Here is a 17,155-nt window from a genome sequence, read left to right on the forward strand (position 1 = left end):
GAGGTCTGGAGGAGAACTGGTTTGCAGCTGACGGTGGGGGTGCCGTTGAACGACGTGCGTGCCCCAAGCGACGCACTTCCCGCGCGGGGGAGGAATTGAAGAGCGGGGTGTCAGAAATGCGGCCGTGAATGAGGGAGGCAAGGGCGTGTCAGATACCCGAGGGGGTGCGCACGTCCCATCGGCTTCTGCCAACTCGATCAGGCTTTGCGCAGTGCCGAGGGCGGGAAGCCGAGATGCTTGCGGAAAGCATGGGAAAGGGCGCTCTGGTTGGCAAAGCCGCAGCGATCCGCGATCTGGGACAGGGATAGCTCGCTGGTGCCCAGTAGCTGGCGTGCCTCCTCCAGCCGACGGCGCAGCAGGTACTGATAGGGCGAGAGGCCGGTCAGTACGCGGAAACGCTCGCTGAAATGCTGCTCGGAGAGATGCGACTGGCGGGCAAGATCCGCCACGCTGAGGCGCTGGCCGAGATTGGCATCGATGAAACGATTGAGCGCCACCAGGTCCAGCTGGCGTCCCGTGGTATTCAGGGCGCTCATCGGCGTTTCGATGCGCGTGTTCAGGCAGGCGAGGAAGGTAGCGGCGAGCAGGTCGCCCGGTGCCTGCTGGTAGTCGTTGACTTCCGCGAGCATGAATTCGAGATAACCGCGCAGGCGGGTATCCAGCGTGAAGAAACGTGGCCGCTCGAACAGCCGCCGGAGTTCGCGATGGTGGCCGGTCAGGTAGGGGGCATCATCGGGCAGGTCGAGAATCAGCTGGCGATTCTCGCCGATGCCCGCGTAGTAATGGACATGATCGGCCGGCACGATGCAGCCGGTCAGCGGGCGAATCTCGCCGCCCTGACCCTCGATCTCGAACTCGGCCAGGCCATCGAGGCCGATCACCAGCTGGTGGTAGCTGTGATCGTGGTGCTCGCGCAGGTTGGAGAGCGGGATCAGACGCATCTCGCTGGCGGCCATCAGGCGCGAGTCTCCGCGACACCGGTGCGGGCACGCAGATGGCCCAGCAGCACGTTGAGCTCTTCACGACCGGCGCGCGAGAACAGCGCGCCGCCCTGGGCCAGCTGCCACGGCCGAGCGTGGTTGTCGAAGATGCCCTGGCAGCGGCGCCGCAGACTCTCCAGATACTCATCATGGCGAATCGGGTAGCCGATCACGCTGTGCCATTCGTTCTCGTTGATCTCGCCGCTGATCGCCTGGTCCAGCACGCGGGCGATGTCGCTGTAGTCGGTACGAAAGCGCGGCGTACGCGACATCATCAGCATGGCCACGGTGCCGACGGTGACGATCAGGCAGACCACGAAGGTGATGATGAAGATGGACATGTGTGAACCTTGTGCGGACGTAACCGGGAATAGTGTCGTAGCTCACCATTCTACCACGCTGCACGGCCAGTATCGTCAGTGCGACAGGCGTGTCATGTTCTGTCTGTCAGAACGTTATGGCATGATTCAAGTCCTGTGAGGCGGCATGGCGCAAGCCGCCTGTCAGCCTCGTTCTTCACCTGCCGTGGGAGTCCCGCCGCATGGCCAATCAACGTGTGGAAGCGGTCGAGCGTGCCTTGACGCTGCTGGAAGCCTTTACCCCCGCGACACCTCGCCTGACGCTCAACGAGCTGGCCCAGGCCAGTGGTTTCTACAAGAGCACGATTCTGCGGCTGATGGGCTCGCTTGAGCACTTCGGCTATGTGGCGCGTGACAGCCACGGTATCTACTCCATCGGCGCGGCGCTGGGGCGTTTTGCCCAGTTGGCACCCGCGCTGCCGGCCCGCGAGGTTCAGCTGCGCGGCTGGCTGGCGGCGCTGAATGCCGCCAGTGGCGAGACGGCCAGCCTGATGCTGGTCGAGCATGGCCCGCTGGCCGAGGCGCGCCCGGTGGAGGGCATGACGCGACCGCGTCAGGCAATGTGTCAGTACGCGCATGTCAGCCAGTGGCCGCTGCGCCATCAGCTGGAGGAAGGCGAGCTGGTCGATGAGGCGCTGTCCGCCTTGCTGCAGCAGTGTGTCGATAGTGGCGAGATCGAGACCGCCAACGCCGCCGGCCTGTCGGTGGCGGCGTTGGCGGTCAGCGTCGCCCAGCATCACGACGAGGGGCTGGCACCGGCTGAGGTCATCGTGCTCAGTGGCCCGGCGGCGCGCCTGACGCCTGCCCAGGCCCACCGCCTGCTCGCCCAGTGGCAGCAGGGCGACTGAGGCGCGCTCACCAGTGTCAGGAGTCTTGAAGTGCTGAAATGACATCGCCCCCGCCGGCAAGACCGGCGAGGGCGATGTCATTTCAGAGCGCTGTCGTTCAGGGCGTGTCACCTCATGAGAGGCGTGGGCCCTGGCCCGGATCAGGCGTCGGTGGCAGCCTTGGCGGCGCTCATGCGGCGACGCAGGATGGGGCCGACGATCACCGGCAGCAGCAGACCGGCGATGGCGATGCACCACAGGGTCACGGCCAAGGGGCTACCGATCAGGATGGTCCAGTCGCCGTCGGACAGCTGCATGGCGTGACGCAGGTTCTTTTCCATCTCCGGACCCAGCAGCATGCCGAGAATGACCGGCACCAGCGGAATTTCCAGCTTGCGCAGGAAGTAGCCGGCGACCCCGAAGGCGACCATGAAGTACAGATCGAAGGTCGAGTGGCTGATGGAGTAGATGCCCACGAAGGCAACCATGGTCACCACCGGCAGCAGGTACTTGGGCGGCACGGACAGCAGCTTGACGAAGATGCCGACCATCGGGATGTTCATCAGCAGCAGGATGACGTTACCGATCAGCAGCGCCGCGATCACGCCCCACACGATGTCGCCGTGCTGGGTGAACATCAGCGGGCCCGGGGTGATGTTGAGCGAGATCAGCATCGCCAGCAGTACCGCGGTGGTACCGGAGCCCGGCACGCCCAGCGTCAGCATCGGCACCAGGGCGCCAGAGGCGGCACCGTTGTTGCCGGCTTCCGGGGCGGCCACGCCGCGTGGGTCGCCTTCGCCGAAGTTGCCTTTCTTGCCGACGGTCTTCTTCTCCAGCGTGTAGCTGATGAAGCTGCCCAGCGACGCACCAGCACCCGGCAACACGCCGGAAATGAAGCCCAGCACACCCCCGCGGAAGGAAGTCGGCAGGATGGCGACGATCTCCTTCAGCTTCAGGGTCATCTTGTTCATGGCGATCATCGGCTTGCCTTCACCGGCGTGCTGTTCGATGAAGAACAGCAGCTCCGAGATGGCGAATAGACCGACGATGGCGATGATGAAGTCGATGCCTTCGAACAGCTCCAGCACATCAAAGGTGTAGCGCTGGGTACCGGTGGAGCCATCGATGCCGACGGTGGCAATCATCAGGCCGATGGCGGCTGCCATGATGGTCTTGACCGGATTCTTGCCGGTGATGCCGCCCAGGGTGGCGAAGGCCAGCACGAACAGCGCGAAGTATTCCGCCGGGCCGAAGGTCAGCGCGAAGCTGGCCAGCCACGGCGCCATTACGATCAGGCCGATGGTGGCGATCAGGCTGCCGATGAAGGAGGCGATCGCCGAGATGGCCATCGCTTCGGCGGCCTTGCCTTTCTGGGCCATCGGATAGCCGTCGAGACAGGTCATCATCGCCGGCTCATCGCCCGGGATGTTGAGCAGGATCGAAGAGATGCGCCCGCCGTACATGGCACCGGCGTAGACCGAGGTCAGCAGGATCAGCGAGGTTTCCGGGCTCAGGCCCAGGGTGAAGGCCAGCGGAATCAGGATGGCCACACCATTGGCCGGGCCCAGGCCCGGCAGTGCGCCGATCAGGGTGCCCAGGAAGGCCCCCAGCACGGCGAACATCAGATTCTCAGGCTGCAGGGCGATGCCGAAGCCCTGCATCAAGAAGCCAAGACTTTCCATTACGCCACCTCCAGAATGCCCAGCGGCAGTGGTAGCTCAAGCACGAAGTTGAACAGGGCGAAGACGACAATGCCGCCGAGCAGGCCTGTCACGTAAGCGCGAATCGGCCTGGAACCCATGCGCCAGCACAGGGTGCCGACCGCAGCGGTGGTCGTGACGATGAAGCCCAGCGGCTCAAGCAGTGCGGTGTACAGGCACAGGATGACGATGGCCAGCACCATCTCGGCGCCGGTGCGGCTCCACGGCCATTGCTGGTCCGGGTCGGGGCGCAAGATCAGATACAGGCTGCTCAGCGCCAGCACGATCGAGAGCAACGTGGGGAAGGTTTCGGGCCCGATGGACTCGGCCCCGCCGAAGGGTTCCGGGAACTGCTGGGCACCCCAGCCGTACGCGACGGCCAAGGTGAGCATCAGCAGACCAAAGATGCGGTCATTCATCAGCGAATCAGCCCAATGTCCTTGGAAAGGGTCTGGATGTCCTGGATTTGTGCCTTCACGAAGGCATCAAACTCGGCACCCGATTTGTGGAACGGCATCAGGCCGCTCTTGGTCATCACGTCTTTCCATTCTTCGCTTTCATAGACGCTGTCCAGCGTGGTGGTCCAGTACTGCTCGGCATCGTCGCTGACACCGGCCGGGATGTAGAAGCCGCGCCAGTTGGGGGCGACGGCATCGATGCCCTGTTCGCGAGCGGTCGGCACGTCAGCCAGCTTGCCCGGCAGGCGTTCTTCGGAGAGCACGGCCAGCACTTTCAGATCGCCGGATTCCATGAATCCCTGAATCTCGGAAATATCACCGGTGAAGGCCTGCACGTGGCCGCCGACGACCTGGGTGATGGCTTCGCCGCCGTTGTTGTAGGACAGGTAGGAGACCTTGGGCAGGTTCTCGACATCGGCTGCCTGGGCGGCGATCAGCACCTTGAGGTGATCCCAGCCACCTGCGGCACTGCCACCGGCGAACTTGACGGATTTCGGATCTTTCTTCAGCGCGTCCATCACCTCGCTCAGGGTGTTGTACGGCGAATCCTTGGAGACGGCGATGGCGCCGTAGTCCGCGCCCAGTGCGCCGATCCACTCGACCTGGTCCTGATTCATGCCCGGGAATTGGCCCTGGGCCAGACGGGTGGTGGTCGCGGTGGAGGCGGCCACCAGCAGCTGCTCGTCACCGGCACGCTTGGAGACGGTGTGCGCGAAGGCGACGCCGCCACCGGCACCCGCCATGTTGATGGTCTGCACGTTGCCCGGCACGAAATCGAGCTCAGACAGGATCTTGCCGACGCTGCGGCAGGTGAAGTCCCAGCCGCCGCCCGGATCAGCCGGCGCGATGCAGTCAACCTTGCCTTTCGGTTCGAAGGCGAAGGCCTGGGCGGACATGGCGGTGACCACCGCAGCTGTCAGGAGTTTGAGTGTCATATGACGTTTCATGGCGACCTCTGGTGTTATTGGATTGTGGTAGCGGCACATGTCGTGGGTCAGGCGCTGGCAGCGGTTGAGCGGAAAACTCGCCCTGCAGCCGCGAACCTGACACTAACCTTACAATTCTGTAAGGCGGAACTTTATTCTGTATGGTGAAATTAGACTGCCGCCCGACGGCTCGCAAGATACCCATTCGTCGCACCGACCTTGGTCGAGAAGCGTATTTGCGCACCTTTGCGGTTCACTTTGTGAAAGATCCGACTGGACGTTGTGTCGGAATCTGGCGGTGTCTGATGCTCTCTCGCCTCTCCTTCACGTCTCCCTCGCCCCTCTCCCGGCAGGCTCGAGCGGGGCGCTTGCGCCGCTCGCGTGAGCTATCCGCCCACGGGCGCCATGGCTTGCCTGTCGTGTTTGAAACGCTATGCGGCGTTGCAGCGCAAGCGTGGCCCTTGGGCTCTGGTCTAGCGTGTAGCCGGTGGCCAGACTGCATGCTGTCCGGGTGCCAGCGGCAATCGTGCAAGGGGACAGGGGAGGGGGGAAGGCTCATGGCCAAGGTGTTGGGCAGTGTGTGGGCATTGTTGCTGGGGAGCTGAGCTGACAACTGAGCCAGAAGCAGCGCCGGAGGCAGAGCCTCGGTCACAGGCAGATTCAGAGACAGATTCTGAGCCGCACGAAGAGCGCGACCAGGTATCGTCCTGTCAGTTCGACCCCGATCATCAGCCGCCCAAGGGGCCCTGGCCGTCCATGCCCTGAGATTGCTGGGGCAAACCAGTCAGTCATCAAGAAGCCGCCACCCCGGCTAACGGTGTGGCGGCTTTTTTGGGGCTGCCATGAGCTTTTGCCAGTCTTGAGCGTTTGCCAGGCGAGCGCAGGGCTCAGGGCTCAAGGGCCTCAGGGAGCCACTACCTCAGGGCTTCAGTCGATCACTGCAGGCCCAGCTCCTGCGACAGCTGCTCGACATCGCTGACCTGCTGGGTAATGAAGCGATCCAACGCCTCGCCGGACTTGTGGAACGGCATCAGGCCGTTGTCCTGCATCACCTGCTGCCACTCGGGCGTCTCGGCCATGCGATTGAGAGTCTGCTCCCACCAGTCGAAGGCGGCATCCGATGCGCCGCCCGGCAGGTAGAAGCCGCGCCAGTTGGGTGCGACCACATCGATCCCCTGCTCACGCGCGGTGGGGATGTTGCTGTACTGGCCGGGCAGACGCTCCTCGCTGAACACTGCCAGCAGGCGCAGGTGACCGGATTCGACGAAACCACGGGCCTCGGTCATGTCGCCGGTGAAGGCCTCCAGGTGGCCGCCCATCACCTGGGTGATGGCGACGGAGCCTGAGTCGTAGGCGAGGTACGGCAGGGCGCGCAGGTTGTCGATACCCGCCTCACGCGCCGCCATCAGCACCTTGAGATGATCGAAGCCACCCGCGACATCGCCACCGGCGAAGCGCACCGCCTTGGGGTCTGTCTGCATGGCGGCCAGCAGCTCGGTCAGCGAGTGATAGGGCGAGTCCTCGGCCACGGCAATCACGCCGTAGTCGGCGCCGAGGGTCATCAACCAGCGCACGTCGTCGACCTTGCCGTCCTGATAGGCATGCTGCCCCAGACGGGTGGTGGTCGCGCTCGAGGCGGAGACGATGACCTGCTCATCGTCATGGCGCTTGGACTTCACATGCGCGAAGGCGACGCCTCCGCTGGCGCCGGGCACGTTCAGCGTCTGCATACCGGCGGGGATCAGGTTCTGCTCATCCAGCAGGCGGGCCACGCTACGACAGGTGAAATCCCAGCCACCGCCGGGCTTGGCCGGCGCGATGCACTCCGTCTTGCCCTGCGGGGCGAAGCCAGTCTGTTCGTTATGTTCCTCTTGGGCGGCGTTGGCGCTCAAGGGCACCAGCAGGCCAAGGCTGAGCAACAGCGCAGTGGGCAGGGTGCCAGTGCGCTGTCGAGATTGCTTTCTGCGTGAGAAGGGATGGCGGGCATGGGATGTGGCGTGCATGGCAATCGTGTCCTTGGTGTTCAGCATCGATCGTTATGGTTATGTCAGTCAGCGGGGCATGGGGCTGCGCGTTGCTGGCTGTCGCACGCTCATGACTGTTGTGATGAGCTTGTGTCGTGAGCTTGCGAGAGTGCGAATGAACGAAAATAGCCTATTTCGGCGAGCCGCGAAAAGGCACGGCAGGTGGGCAGTGCGCAGAGAAATCGCATTTCCCGCGCCGTCTCTCCTCAAGGTGGTCTCGGGATTGCTAGAATTGCGCCATCAGGCTGTGGTGAGCGCTCCGCGATCTTCCAGCCGCCGCCTTTCATTGAGGAGACGGGCCATGACCCTTACCCCGCGCATGCACGACTTTCTCGCCCGCCTGCCCAAGGTGGAGCTGCACCTGCACATCGAAGGCTCGCTGACGCCGGCTTTGATGTTCGAGCTGGCGGCGGAGCAGGGCATCACCTTGCCCTACGCCACCCTGGAGGAGGTCGAGGCCGCCTATGACTTCGCGGATCTTCCCGCCTTCCTCGCGCTTTATTACCAGGGCATGGGCGTCTTGAATGACGAGTCGCACTTCTACCGCCTGGCGCAGGACTACTTCCGCCGTGCGAGCGCCGATGGCGTCAAGCATCTGGAGCTGTTCTTCGATCCGCAGGCGCATCTGGCGCGTGGCGTGAGTCTGGAAACCCAGTTCGCGGGCCTGGAGCGCGCCTGTCGTGAAGCGGTGAAGGAATTTGATATTACCTCGGCGCTGGTGCCGAGCTTCCTGCGCTGTCATTCCGCGGCGTCTGCGCGCGAGTTGTTCGACGCGCTGATTCCCTTTGAATCGCGCTTCGTGGGTGTCGGCCTGGACAGCGCCGAGATCGGCAATCCGCCGGAGAAGTTCACCGAGGTCTTCCAGCTTGCGGGAGAGCGCGGCTGGCATCGTGTCGCGCACGCAGGTGAGGAGGGGCCGGCTGCGTACATCCGCACGGCGCTTGAGGTGCTGGGGGTGGAGCGTATCGACCACGGCGTGCGCTGTCTGGAAGATGCCGCCCTGGTCGCGGAGCTGGCCGAGCGGCGTATCCCGCTGACGGTGTGTCCGCTGTCCAACGTCGCGCTCAAGGTGGTGGAGCGCATGGAAGACCACCCGCTGCCGAAGCTGATCGAGGCGGGCCTCAATATCACCCTCAACTCGGATGATCCGGCCTATTTCGGTGGCGGCATGCTCGACAACTTCCTCGCTGTGCAGCAAGCGCTGGATCTCAGCGAGGCGCAATGGCTCACCCTGTGCCGCAACGCCATCGACGCCGCCTTCCCGCAGCGCGCTGAAGGCCTCGGCATGAGTGACGCCCGCCGTGGCGTGCTGCTGGCACAACTCGATAGCTGCGCAGCCTGAGAATTATCACCGGCGCTTGAATACTGAATGCAATCAACGGCTTGGCCACCAACATCGTCAGCACGACGCCGCCTGCGGCAACCGCTCCATCAGATGTTGCTTGACCGCGCTAAGTCGTTGAGTACAATGCAGTTCTGGCGTGCGCAATGCACCGCCCTGCGGGTGTAGCTCAATGGTAGAGCAGAAGCTTCCCAAGCTTAAGACGAGGGTTCGATTCCCTTCACCCGCTCCAGATTCTTCAAAAAAGCCTCCCGAATGGGAGGCTTTTTTGTGTCTAGGATTCCATGCGGCATGCATGCGCATGGAATTCGTTCTTGATCAACTTTCCCAGACCGTTTGCGTTGCTGTGCATGGATCATGGCCTGCGCCACGGCCGACGCCGCTCGGTCTCGACGGTGGCGGGCGGGGCGGCGCCGTCACTGGTGCTGATGGCCTTGTCGTGTCTGGAGCCTGACGATCATCAGGCGTTTTCGGGCTCAGCGCTCAGGGCGTGATTCGAGGTACCTGCTCAGCAATTCGCGATCTTCACTGGTGACCTTCTGCTTCCAGCTTTCCACCACATGCTGGCTGGCCTCCTCGAGGGCATCCTGCAACTCAGGTGGGGCCGGGGTGATCAGCTTCGCGCCGTTCTCCTGCAGGGTGGCGTAGGCCTGGTCCAGCACGCTGTGGGTGGCTGTCCAGCCGGCAGACTCAGCGGCATGCGCGGCATCGATCAACGCCTGCTGCTGGGCCTCTGTCAGGTCGTCGAAGCTATCGCGATTCATGTGGATGATATTGAGCGGCATCGCGTAGTTGAGCGTGGTGAAGTGAGGCATGTAGCGGTAGAGCTCCGCACTGACGCCGCCCATCGCGGAGGTCAGCGCGCCGTGGATGCTGCCACCGTGCAGCAGGGGCTTGAGCTCTCCCCAGCTCATGACCTGAGGTGCCGCGCCCAGATTGAGCAGCACACGCTGCGTGTTGCGGTCGTAGGTGCGGATCGGCATGTCCTTCAGGTCATCACCGTCAGCGATGGGCACTTTCGACCACAGGCCGCTGGGCGTCCACGGCAGGGCATACAGCAGGATCTGGTTGTATTCGGCGAGCAGTTCCTCGTAGCGTGGCTTCGCGACCACGTAAAGGCGGTGAGCTTCATCGAGGTCGTAGGCGATCGCCGGCAGCGACGAGATGCCGAAGAAGGGGGCTTCCTCAGCGAGCGCGCCACTGAGTGTCGCGGCGATGTCGATGACACCGCCGGCAGTGGCCTGCAGGTGACTGGCAGAGCGAATGTCCGAGCGAAGCGTCAGCGTCAGGTCGCCTCCGGACTGGCTGGCGACCTGCTGGCTGAATTCGGCAGCGCGTTGGCCCATCATCGTGTCGGGCTTGTAATCGCTGCTCATGCTGAGGGTCGTCTGAGCCTGCGCACTGAGTGCGCCGATCAGGCCTACCGCTGCCAACCAAGCGGATAACAGGGCGGCATTACGTGAGGAGGACGTCATGGGGAATCCTTTCTTTTTATCTTTGGCCGCTAGGGTAGTGCATGTCTGCGTTTATGCTCAGATGAATCGTGTCTCCACGGACTTTCAGCACTTCCATCGAAGGTGGCCGTCATGGTCAAGGATGGTGGCGTGGGAGCGCCTGGCTCAGAGGGTATCGCGTTGTGCGAGATAGCGGTCCAGCAGTTCGCTTTCCTCGGGGGCGACCTTGCTGCGCCAGCTCTCGATCACGCTGACACTGGCGCGTGCCAGTGAGCGCTTGAGTTTGGGCGAGAGCGGATTGCTGACCGTCACGCCGGCCTCTTCCAGCTGGGCATAGGTCTGTTCCAGGACGCTGGCGATGGCGTTCCAGCTGGTGTCTTCAATTTCGGTCGCGGCAGCGAGAAGGGCCTCGCGCTGGGTGTCGTCGAGCGCTTCGAAGCGTGACCGGCTCATGTGAACGATATTGAGCGGCATGGCGTATTGCAGCGCGGTGTAGTGATCCAGCGTGCGGTTGAGCTCCGCCGTCAGGCCGCCCAGGGCCGAGGTCATCACCGCCTCGATACGGCCTTCGGCCAGTTGCTGCTGCATCGGCTCCCAGCCGAGCACGGTGGCGATGGCGCCGAGGTTGAGCAGCACGCGCTGGGTATTGCGGTCGTAGGCCCTTACTGGCACGCCTCGGAGGTCATCACGTGTGGCGATCGGCTTGCGCGACCACAGCCCGCTGGGCGGCCAGGGCAGGGCGTAGAGCAGAAGCTGGTCATGCTCTTTCAGCTGCGCTTCATAGTGGGGGCGCGCCAGACGGTAGAGTTCGCGCGCCTGATGCGGGTCATCGACCAGTGTCGGCAGCGAGCTGAGGCCGAACAGCGGCATCTCGGCGGCCAGCGCGCCGCTGTGGGAGTCGGCCAGCTGGATGATGTCAGCGCTGATGGCCTCGAGATGATTCACCGAGCGCAGCCGACCCAGCGGGCCTTCTCCGAAGGTGATCTCGAGCTCGCCCCCGCTGAGCGCTGCCACCTGATCGACGAACTGCTGGGCGCGCTGGCCCATCATGGTCTGGGGGCCGTATTCGCGGCTCATGGTCAGCTCGACAGGCTCCGCCTGGGCGGGCGTGCCCGGGACGGAAAGCCCCAGCGCCAGGGCCACGCCGAGCGCTCTCTTGATGCCGAGCTCTCTCTTGATGCCGAGCATTCTCTTCATACCGAACATTTTCTTCATGTCGAGCACTCCCTGCATGACAAGCACTGCCTGCATGCCGCTACTCTGTCCGATTGGCATTCGTCGTCATCCATCCATAGGAGGTGAAATCAAGTATCCCTCAAAGGTGCAGGATGATGTCGCTGTCTCCGTCAACGCTTCCCAGTATGGCCTGTTCCATGCCTGCGCCGGCACGATTCGGAAGGGGTAACGGGCGTTGAACTGCCAGTTGGCGCAATGTGGTCTACGCTCAGAACAAGGCTGTGCAACTGCCCTGACACGCATCCGCGCCGGGACCGCATGGCCGGATTGTCGACGACTGTCAACGGGAGGTAGACCACATGCTGACCCACGTATGGGGCTTGATGGCGCATCCGCAACGGGAATGGCAGACCATCCGCAAGGAACACGAATCCATCACCCACCTCTACGCACATCATGTGCTGCTCATGGCGCTGGTGCCTGTCATCTGCGCCTATATCGGGACCACGCAGTTCGGCTGGAGCCTGACGGAAGGCCACGCCATTCTTCTGGAGCCACTGGATGCCTTCTTCGCCGGTATCGCGTTCTATATCGCCATACTGACAGCGATCGGCTTCATGGGCACTGTCATTCACATGCTCTCGAAGCGTTTCTCGGGGCACCCCAGTCGCCGGCGTTGCATCATCTTCGCGGGCTATGTCGCCACGCCGATGTTCCTCGCGGGGCTGGTCGCGCTCTATCCCGTCATTTGGGTGTGTATCCTCGCGGGGACCATTGGCCTGTGTTACAGCGCATACCTGCTGTATCTGGGCATCCCGCCACTGCTCGACATCTCCAACAAGGAAGGCTTCCTTGTCACCGGGTCGACACTGGGGATCGGGGTGCTGGTCCTCGAGGGTCTGCTGGCGGTCACCGTGCTGCTGTGGGGGTATGGCGCACGCTGGTTCATGTAGTCCTCTGGGCACACTGATGTCAGTCAGCTGATGCCATAGGCGCGAGAAAAGCGTCTCTGCAACGCCTCGCCTTCATCGGCGGGGCGTTGTCGTTTCGTGCGCGGGTTGGCGCGTGGCACTTGTGCTCGGTGGCGGCGGCGTGGAAAGTGTTGGACTCAATCGACAGTGTGGAAGAAAGCGCATGGACAAGTTTGAACAGCGACTGGAGCAGGCTGCGCGGGCTGCATGGTTGTCATATGTCGGTGGACGGACCCAGGACGACATCGCGGTTCAGCTGGGGGTGTCGCGCCCCGGCGTGCAGCGCCTGCTGTCGTTGGCGCGCCAGGAGCGGCTGGTCAAGATCTCCATCGATCACCCCGTGGCCAGCAGCATGGCGCTGTCGGATACGCTGGTGGAGCACTTCGGGCTGAGCTTCTGCGATGTGGTGCCCTCTGACACCCAGTCACCGGAAAGCATCGCGGAATATCTGGCGGTGGCGGGTGCCGAACGCTTGGCGTTCTATCTCGGTCGTCAGCAGCCGCAGACCATTTCGCTGAGCACCGGGCGTGCGGTACGTGCGGCGGTGGAAGCGCTGAGTCGCAGCGAGCGCCCCCAGCATCGCATCGTGTCACTGGTCGGCAATGTGGCGTTGGATGGCTCTTCCAACCGCTATGACGGCGTGATGCTGCTGGCTGACAAGATCGGCGCTGATCGCTTTCTGCTGCCCGCGCCCGTGGTGGCGGCCAGCATCGAGGAGAAGGAGTCGCTGCTGAGTCAGAATCTGGTCAAGGCGGTATTCAAGGTCGCCTGTGAGGCCGATGTGGGCATGATCGGTATCGGGCGTCTCGATGCCCAGGCGACGCTGTTCCAGGATCAGTTCATCAGCGCCGCGGAACGCGATGAGCTGATGGAAGTCGGTGCAGTGGGGGAGTTGATGGGGTGGCCGCTGGACACCCATGGCCGGCTGATCGATTGTCCGCTGGCGCAGCGCATCACCAGTGTGCCGCTGACCTCGCTCAAGGCGCAGCCGCTGATCGGGCTGGCGGGTGGGCACGACAAGGTGCCGGCCATTCTGAGTGCGTTGCGCGGTGGTTGGCTGCAAGGGCTGATCATCGATGAGGTGGCCGCCCAGCGTGTCTGCGCGGCCCTCAAGGAGTGAGCGGTGGCGGCCTGGGTCTGAAAATCGCCCACCTTTGTTCTTCTCGATGATGGCGCCTTGGCGTGACCTTCCTGGCGGATGTCATTTTATTAAACGCTGATATTTGCTCAGACTAATTTCAGCACCACCCCAGTGGCCATGCCGCCTTGTGGCCTACACCCAAAGGATCAGATCCCAAGGTTGTATAGCCCAAGGTATAGCGCTTCAGGGTTTGCTTTTTCACAGGTCTGATCCGATCATTTGTTCACTGAATGACGTTTTGATCGATCGTGTATGCGTCGCGATGTCCCGCCAGGACATCCGTTCACCAAGCCGGTTGATGGGAAGGCAACGGTGCCCAAGGCGCTTTTGCCCTCGAAAAGAACAATGCCAATAACGCCCCGATGGAGTGCCCTTATGCGCCTACCTCACATCACCAAGTCCCGCCGTCATCTGCTCTCGCTCGCCAGTGTCGCTGCCCTGGCGCCGCTCAGCGCCCAGGTCAGCGCCGAGACCATCACCGTCGCGACCGTCAACAACGCCGACATGGTGGTCATGCAGAGCCTGACCAGCGAATTCGAGAAGGCGCATCCGGACATCACCCTCGACTGGGTGATACTGGAAGAGAACGTGCTGCGTCAGCGTCTGACCACCGATGTGGCGACCCAGGGGGGCCAGTTCGATGTCATGACCATCGGCACCTATGAAGTGCCCATCTGGGCCAAGCATGGCTGGCTGACCAAGCTCGACAACCTGCCGGAAGACTATCAGGTCGATGACCTGATCAAGCCGGTGCGGGATGGTCTGAGCGTGACCGAAGGCGAGAAGAAGGGCCTCTACGCGCTGCCGTTCTATGGCGAAAGCTCCATGCTCTATTACCGTAAGGACCTCTTCGAGCAGGCCGGTATCGAGATGCCGGAGCAGCCGACCTGGAGCCAGGTCAACGACTGGGCCGCCAAGCTCAACTCCGCGGATGAAGGCGTCTACGGCATCTGCCTGCGCGGCAAGCCGGGCTGGGGCGAGAACATGGCGGTGCTGGGCACCATGGTCAACAGCTTCGGCGGTCGCTGGTTCAACGAGGAGTGGGAACCGCAGCTGGATTCCCCGGCCTGGAGCGAGGCCATCAACTTCTACGTCGACATGATGGGCAAGTACGGCCCGCCGGGCGCGACCTCCAACGGCTTCAACGAGAACCTGGCACTGTTCTCCAGCGGCAAGTGCGGCATGTGGGTCGACGCTACCTCGGCGGCCGGCAAGCTCTACAACCCGAAGGAATCTTCCGTGGCCGACAAGCTGGGCTTCGCGCCGGCACCGATCGCCAAGACGGAGAAAGGCTCGCATTGGCTGTGGTCCTGGGCGCTGGCGATTCCGGAATCCTCCAAGTCCAAGGATGCCGCCCAGACCTTCATCACCTGGGCCACCTCCCAGGAATACGTGAACCTGGTCGGCGAGCGTGAAGGCTGGGCCAGCATCCCGCCGGGCACCCGTGTCTCCACCTACGAGAACCCGTCCTACAAGGACGCCGCACCCTTCGCCGGCTTCGTGATGGACGCCATCACCAGTGCCGACCCGACCGATCCGACGCTCGAGCCGGTGCCCTATGTCGGCGTGCAGATGGTGACCATTCCGGAATTCCAGTCCATCGGTACCCAGGTGGGTCAGATGATCGCCGCGGCACTCGCGGGCCAGATGTCGGTCGACCAGGCCCTGTCCTCGGCCCAGCGTTCCACCGAGCGCACCATGCGCCAGTCGGGTTACTGATCTGATCGAGCGGTCGTGGGGCTGACCTGCTGGTCCCGCCTCACGACCTCATGGCCTCCCGCCTTGCCTGGAGCTTCAGGTTGAATTGACACCAGGCATGGCGGGACCCCGTCCGACTCCAGCGGCGCTCCCTTTCTTTCGAGATTCCTGCAACGTCCTCGTGGCGTGGCACGGACAGCCTCTGCCTGAAGGGCGCACCGCAACAACGGACTTCCTCACCGTATCGAAGGACTCACCATGCGCACGAGAGCATCCGGACGCACCGTCGGGGGATTGCGAACCCTGTCGCTGCAAGCCCCAGCCGTAAGCCTGTTGTTGATGTGGATGCTGGTACCACTGGTCATGACCCTGTGGTTCTCCTTCCAGCGTTACAACCTGATGATGCCGTCGGTGTCGGGCTTTGCCGGCGTCGACAACTATTACTTCCTGCTGACCGACCCGTCCCTGTGGACCGCCATGGGCAACACCCTGCTGCTGGTGGGCTGGGTGCTGGTCGCCACCGTGGTCGGCGGCACCCTGCTGGCGGTATTGCTGCAGCAGGAATTCTTCGGGCGTGGCGTCGCGCGCCTGTTCGTGATCGCGCCGTTCTTCATCATGCCCACCGTGAGCGCCCTGGTGTGGAAGAACATGATGATGCACCCGGTCAACGGCATTCTGGCCTGGGTCGCCGGGCTGTTCGGTCTGCCGGCCATCGACTGGTTCGCCAGCCTGCCGCTGACCTCCATCGTGATCATCGTCACCTGGCAGTGGCTGCCGTTCGCGGTGCTGATCCTGCTGACCGCCATCCAGTCGCTGGATGACGACCAGGTCGAAGCCGCACGCATGGACGGGGCAGGGCCGATCGCGATCTTCTTCTACATCACCCTGCCGCACCTCAAGCGTGCCATCAGCGTGGTGGTGATGATCGAGATGATCTTCCTGCTGACCATCTTCGCCGAGATCTTCGTCACCACCTCCGGTGGACCGGGGCTGGCCTCGACCAACCTGGCCTACCTGATCTACATCCGCGCGCTGCTGGACTTCGATGTGGGTGGTGCCTCCGCCGGTGGCGTGATCGCCATCATCCTGGCCAATATCGTGGCCTTCTTCCTGGTGCGTACCGTCGCCAAGAATCTCGAGAACTGATGACAAGCGCTCAGCACAGGGAGACTCAATGATGTCGACTTCAACTTCCAATTCCGTGGCCGCCGCCAGCGCTGCCGTCAGTGCCAGTCGCGCGCGCCGCAGCGTGATCAACAAGAAGCTTGTCCTGACCCTGGTGGCCTGGACCATCGCGCTGGTGATGTTCTTCCCGATCTTCTGGATGATCCTCACCAGCTTCAAGACCGAGGCCGAGGCGATCGCCACGCCGCCGAGCCTGTTCTTCACGCCCAGCGTCGAGGGCTATATCGAGATCCAGGCACGCGCGGACTACTTCAAGTACGCCATGAACAGTGTGGTGATCTCACTCGGCGCGACGCTGCTGGCGCTGCTGATCGCGATTCCGTCCGCCTACTCGATGGCCTTCCTGCCCACCAAGCGCACCCAGGGCACGCTGCTGTGGATGCTCTCCACCAAGATGCTGCCGTCCGTGGGCGTGCTGCTGCCGGTCTACCTGATCTTCCGCGATCTGGGGCTGCTGGATAGCCGTACCGGCCTGATCATCATCTACATGCTGATGAACCTGCCGATCGTGGTCTGGATGCTCTACACCTTCTTCAAGGACATTCCCAAGGACATTCTCGAAGCCGGTCGCATGGATGGTGCCAGCACCCTGCAGGAGATCTTCCACCTGCTGTTGCCGCTGACCCTGCCGGGCATCGCCTCCACCGGGCTGCTGTGCGTGATCCTGAGCTGGAACGAGGCGTTCTGGAGCCTGAACCTGACCACCTCCAACGCCGCGCCGTTGACCGCCTACATCGCCTCCTTCTCCAGTCCTGAAGGACTGTTCTGGGCCAAGCTGTCCGCGGCTTCGACGCTTGCCATCGCGCCGATCCTGATCTTCGGCTGGATGACCCAGAAGCAGATGGTACGCGGCCTGACCTTCGGTGCCGTCAAGTAACGGTTCGCCATACGCATGTTGCACGCATGCCATGCCA

16 protein-coding genes and 1 tRNA gene are annotated in these 17,155 nt (G+C 63.1%); 9 read left to right on the top strand and 8 right to left on the bottom strand.

Features of this window, described 5'->3' with window-relative positions; translation table 11 throughout:
• Positions 1 to 197: 197 nt before the first annotated feature.
• Both FLM52_06065 and FLM52_06070 read right to left on the bottom strand, forming a co-directional pair.
• Positions 198 to 956 (bottom strand): helix-turn-helix transcriptional regulator, encoded by a 759-nt coding sequence (locus FLM52_06065; GenBank protein ID NVN55360.1) that lies wholly within the window; start codon positions 954 to 956, stop codon positions 198 to 200.
• Complete coding sequence (locus FLM52_06070; GenBank protein ID NVN55361.1) at positions 956 to 1,321, bottom strand: hypothetical protein; 366 nt, start codon at positions 1,319 to 1,321, stop codon at positions 956 to 958. Before FLM52_06070 ends, FLM52_06065 begins: the two co-directional genes overlap by 1 nt.
• 200 nt (positions 1,322 to 1,521) lie before the next feature.
• On the opposite strand from FLM52_06070, the gene FLM52_06075 reads away from it, so the two are divergent.
• A complete protein-coding gene (locus tag FLM52_06075) occupies positions 1,522 to 2,187 on the top strand; it encodes a helix-turn-helix domain-containing protein (GenBank protein NVN55362.1) in 666 nt (221 codons plus the stop codon).
• 140 nt (positions 2,188 to 2,327) lie between these two features.
• On the opposite strand, the gene FLM52_06080 is transcribed toward FLM52_06075, so the two are convergent.
• The 4 genes from FLM52_06080 to FLM52_06095 form a co-directional block, all read right to left on the bottom strand.
• Positions 2,328 to 3,848 (bottom strand): tripartite tricarboxylate transporter permease, encoded by a 1,521-nt coding sequence (locus FLM52_06080; protein ID NVN55363.1) that lies wholly within the window; start codon positions 3,846 to 3,848, stop codon positions 2,328 to 2,330.
• Positions 3,848 to 4,285: a tripartite tricarboxylate transporter TctB family protein gene (locus tag FLM52_06085; GenBank protein ID NVN55364.1), complete on the bottom strand. Its 438-nt coding sequence runs from the start codon at positions 4,283 to 4,285 to the stop codon at positions 3,848 to 3,850. Before FLM52_06085 ends, FLM52_06080 begins: the two co-directional genes overlap by 1 nt.
• A complete protein-coding gene (locus FLM52_06090) occupies positions 4,285 to 5,271 on the bottom strand; it encodes a tripartite tricarboxylate transporter substrate binding protein (GenBank protein ID NVN55365.1) in 987 nt (328 codons plus the stop codon). The genes FLM52_06085 and FLM52_06090 overlap by 1 nt, the downstream gene beginning before the upstream one ends.
• Before the next feature lie 914 nt (positions 5,272 to 6,185).
• Positions 6,186 to 7,253 (bottom strand): tripartite tricarboxylate transporter substrate binding protein, encoded by a 1,068-nt coding sequence (locus tag FLM52_06095; protein ID NVN55366.1) that lies wholly within the window; start codon positions 7,251 to 7,253, stop codon positions 6,186 to 6,188.
• 340 nt (positions 7,254 to 7,593) lie between these two features.
• Between FLM52_06095 and FLM52_06100 the strand changes: the two genes are divergently transcribed.
• From FLM52_06100 to FLM52_06110, 3 genes are all read left to right on the top strand, one after another.
• Positions 7,594 to 8,616, top strand: coding sequence for an adenosine deaminase (locus FLM52_06100; GenBank protein NVN55367.1), 1,023 nt, complete (start codon positions 7,594 to 7,596; stop codon positions 8,614 to 8,616).
• A 158-nt stretch (positions 8,617 to 8,774) separates the two neighbouring features.
• A tRNA-Gly gene (locus tag FLM52_06105) sits at positions 8,775 to 8,848 on the top strand.
• 52 nt (positions 8,849 to 8,900) lie between these two features.
• Positions 8,901 to 9,110 carry a hypothetical protein gene (locus FLM52_06110; GenBank protein NVN55368.1) on the top strand — a complete coding sequence of 70 codons (210 nt, stop codon included), beginning with the start codon at positions 8,901 to 8,903 and terminating at the stop codon, positions 9,108 to 9,110.
• Here FLM52_06110 and FLM52_06115 read toward each other — a convergent pair.
• Together FLM52_06115 and FLM52_06120 are read right to left on the bottom strand one after the other, a co-directional pair.
• The gene (locus FLM52_06115) at positions 9,093 to 10,091 is read right to left on the bottom strand and encodes a TRAP transporter substrate-binding protein (protein NVN55369.1); all 999 of its coding nucleotides are present in this window, start codon (positions 10,089 to 10,091) and stop codon (positions 9,093 to 9,095) included. The genes FLM52_06110 and FLM52_06115 overlap by 18 nt on opposite strands.
• Before the next feature lie 144 nt (positions 10,092 to 10,235).
• Complete coding sequence (locus FLM52_06120; GenBank protein ID NVN55370.1) at positions 10,236 to 11,345, bottom strand: TRAP transporter substrate-binding protein; 1,110 nt, start codon at positions 11,343 to 11,345, stop codon at positions 10,236 to 10,238.
• Between the two features lie 260 nt (positions 11,346 to 11,605).
• Here FLM52_06120 and FLM52_06125 point away from each other — a divergent pair, with 260 nt between their 5' ends.
• The 5 genes from FLM52_06125 to FLM52_06145 all read left to right on the top strand — a co-directional run bounded on the left by FLM52_06125 (position 11,606) and on the right by FLM52_06145 (position 17,118).
• Positions 11,606 to 12,199, top strand: a complete 594-nt coding sequence (locus FLM52_06125; protein NVN55371.1) for a YIP1 family protein — start codon at positions 11,606 to 11,608, stop codon at positions 12,197 to 12,199.
• A 181-nt stretch (positions 12,200 to 12,380) separates the two neighbouring features.
• Positions 12,381 to 13,337 (top strand): sugar-binding transcriptional regulator, encoded by a 957-nt coding sequence (locus tag FLM52_06130; protein NVN55372.1) that lies wholly within the window; start codon positions 12,381 to 12,383, stop codon positions 13,335 to 13,337.
• Between the two features lie 396 nt (positions 13,338 to 13,733).
• Entirely contained in the window at positions 13,734 to 15,077 is a 1,344-nt protein-coding gene (locus FLM52_06135) for a sugar ABC transporter substrate-binding protein (GenBank protein NVN55373.1), read from the top strand.
• A 237-nt stretch (positions 15,078 to 15,314) separates the two neighbouring features.
• Positions 15,315 to 16,202, top strand: a complete 888-nt coding sequence (locus FLM52_06140) for a sugar ABC transporter permease (GenBank protein NVN55374.1) — start codon at positions 15,315 to 15,317, stop codon at positions 16,200 to 16,202.
• Between the two features lie 31 nt (positions 16,203 to 16,233).
• The gene (locus FLM52_06145) at positions 16,234 to 17,118 is read left to right on the top strand and encodes a carbohydrate ABC transporter permease (protein ID NVN55375.1); all 885 of its coding nucleotides are present in this window, start codon (positions 16,234 to 16,236) and stop codon (positions 17,116 to 17,118) included.
• The last annotated feature ends 37 nt before the right edge of the window (positions 17,119 to 17,155 follow it).

It is taken from the genome of bacterium Scap17 (genome assembly GCA_013376735.1).
Classification (GTDB): Bacteria; Pseudomonadota; Gammaproteobacteria; order Pseudomonadales; family Halomonadaceae; genus Cobetia.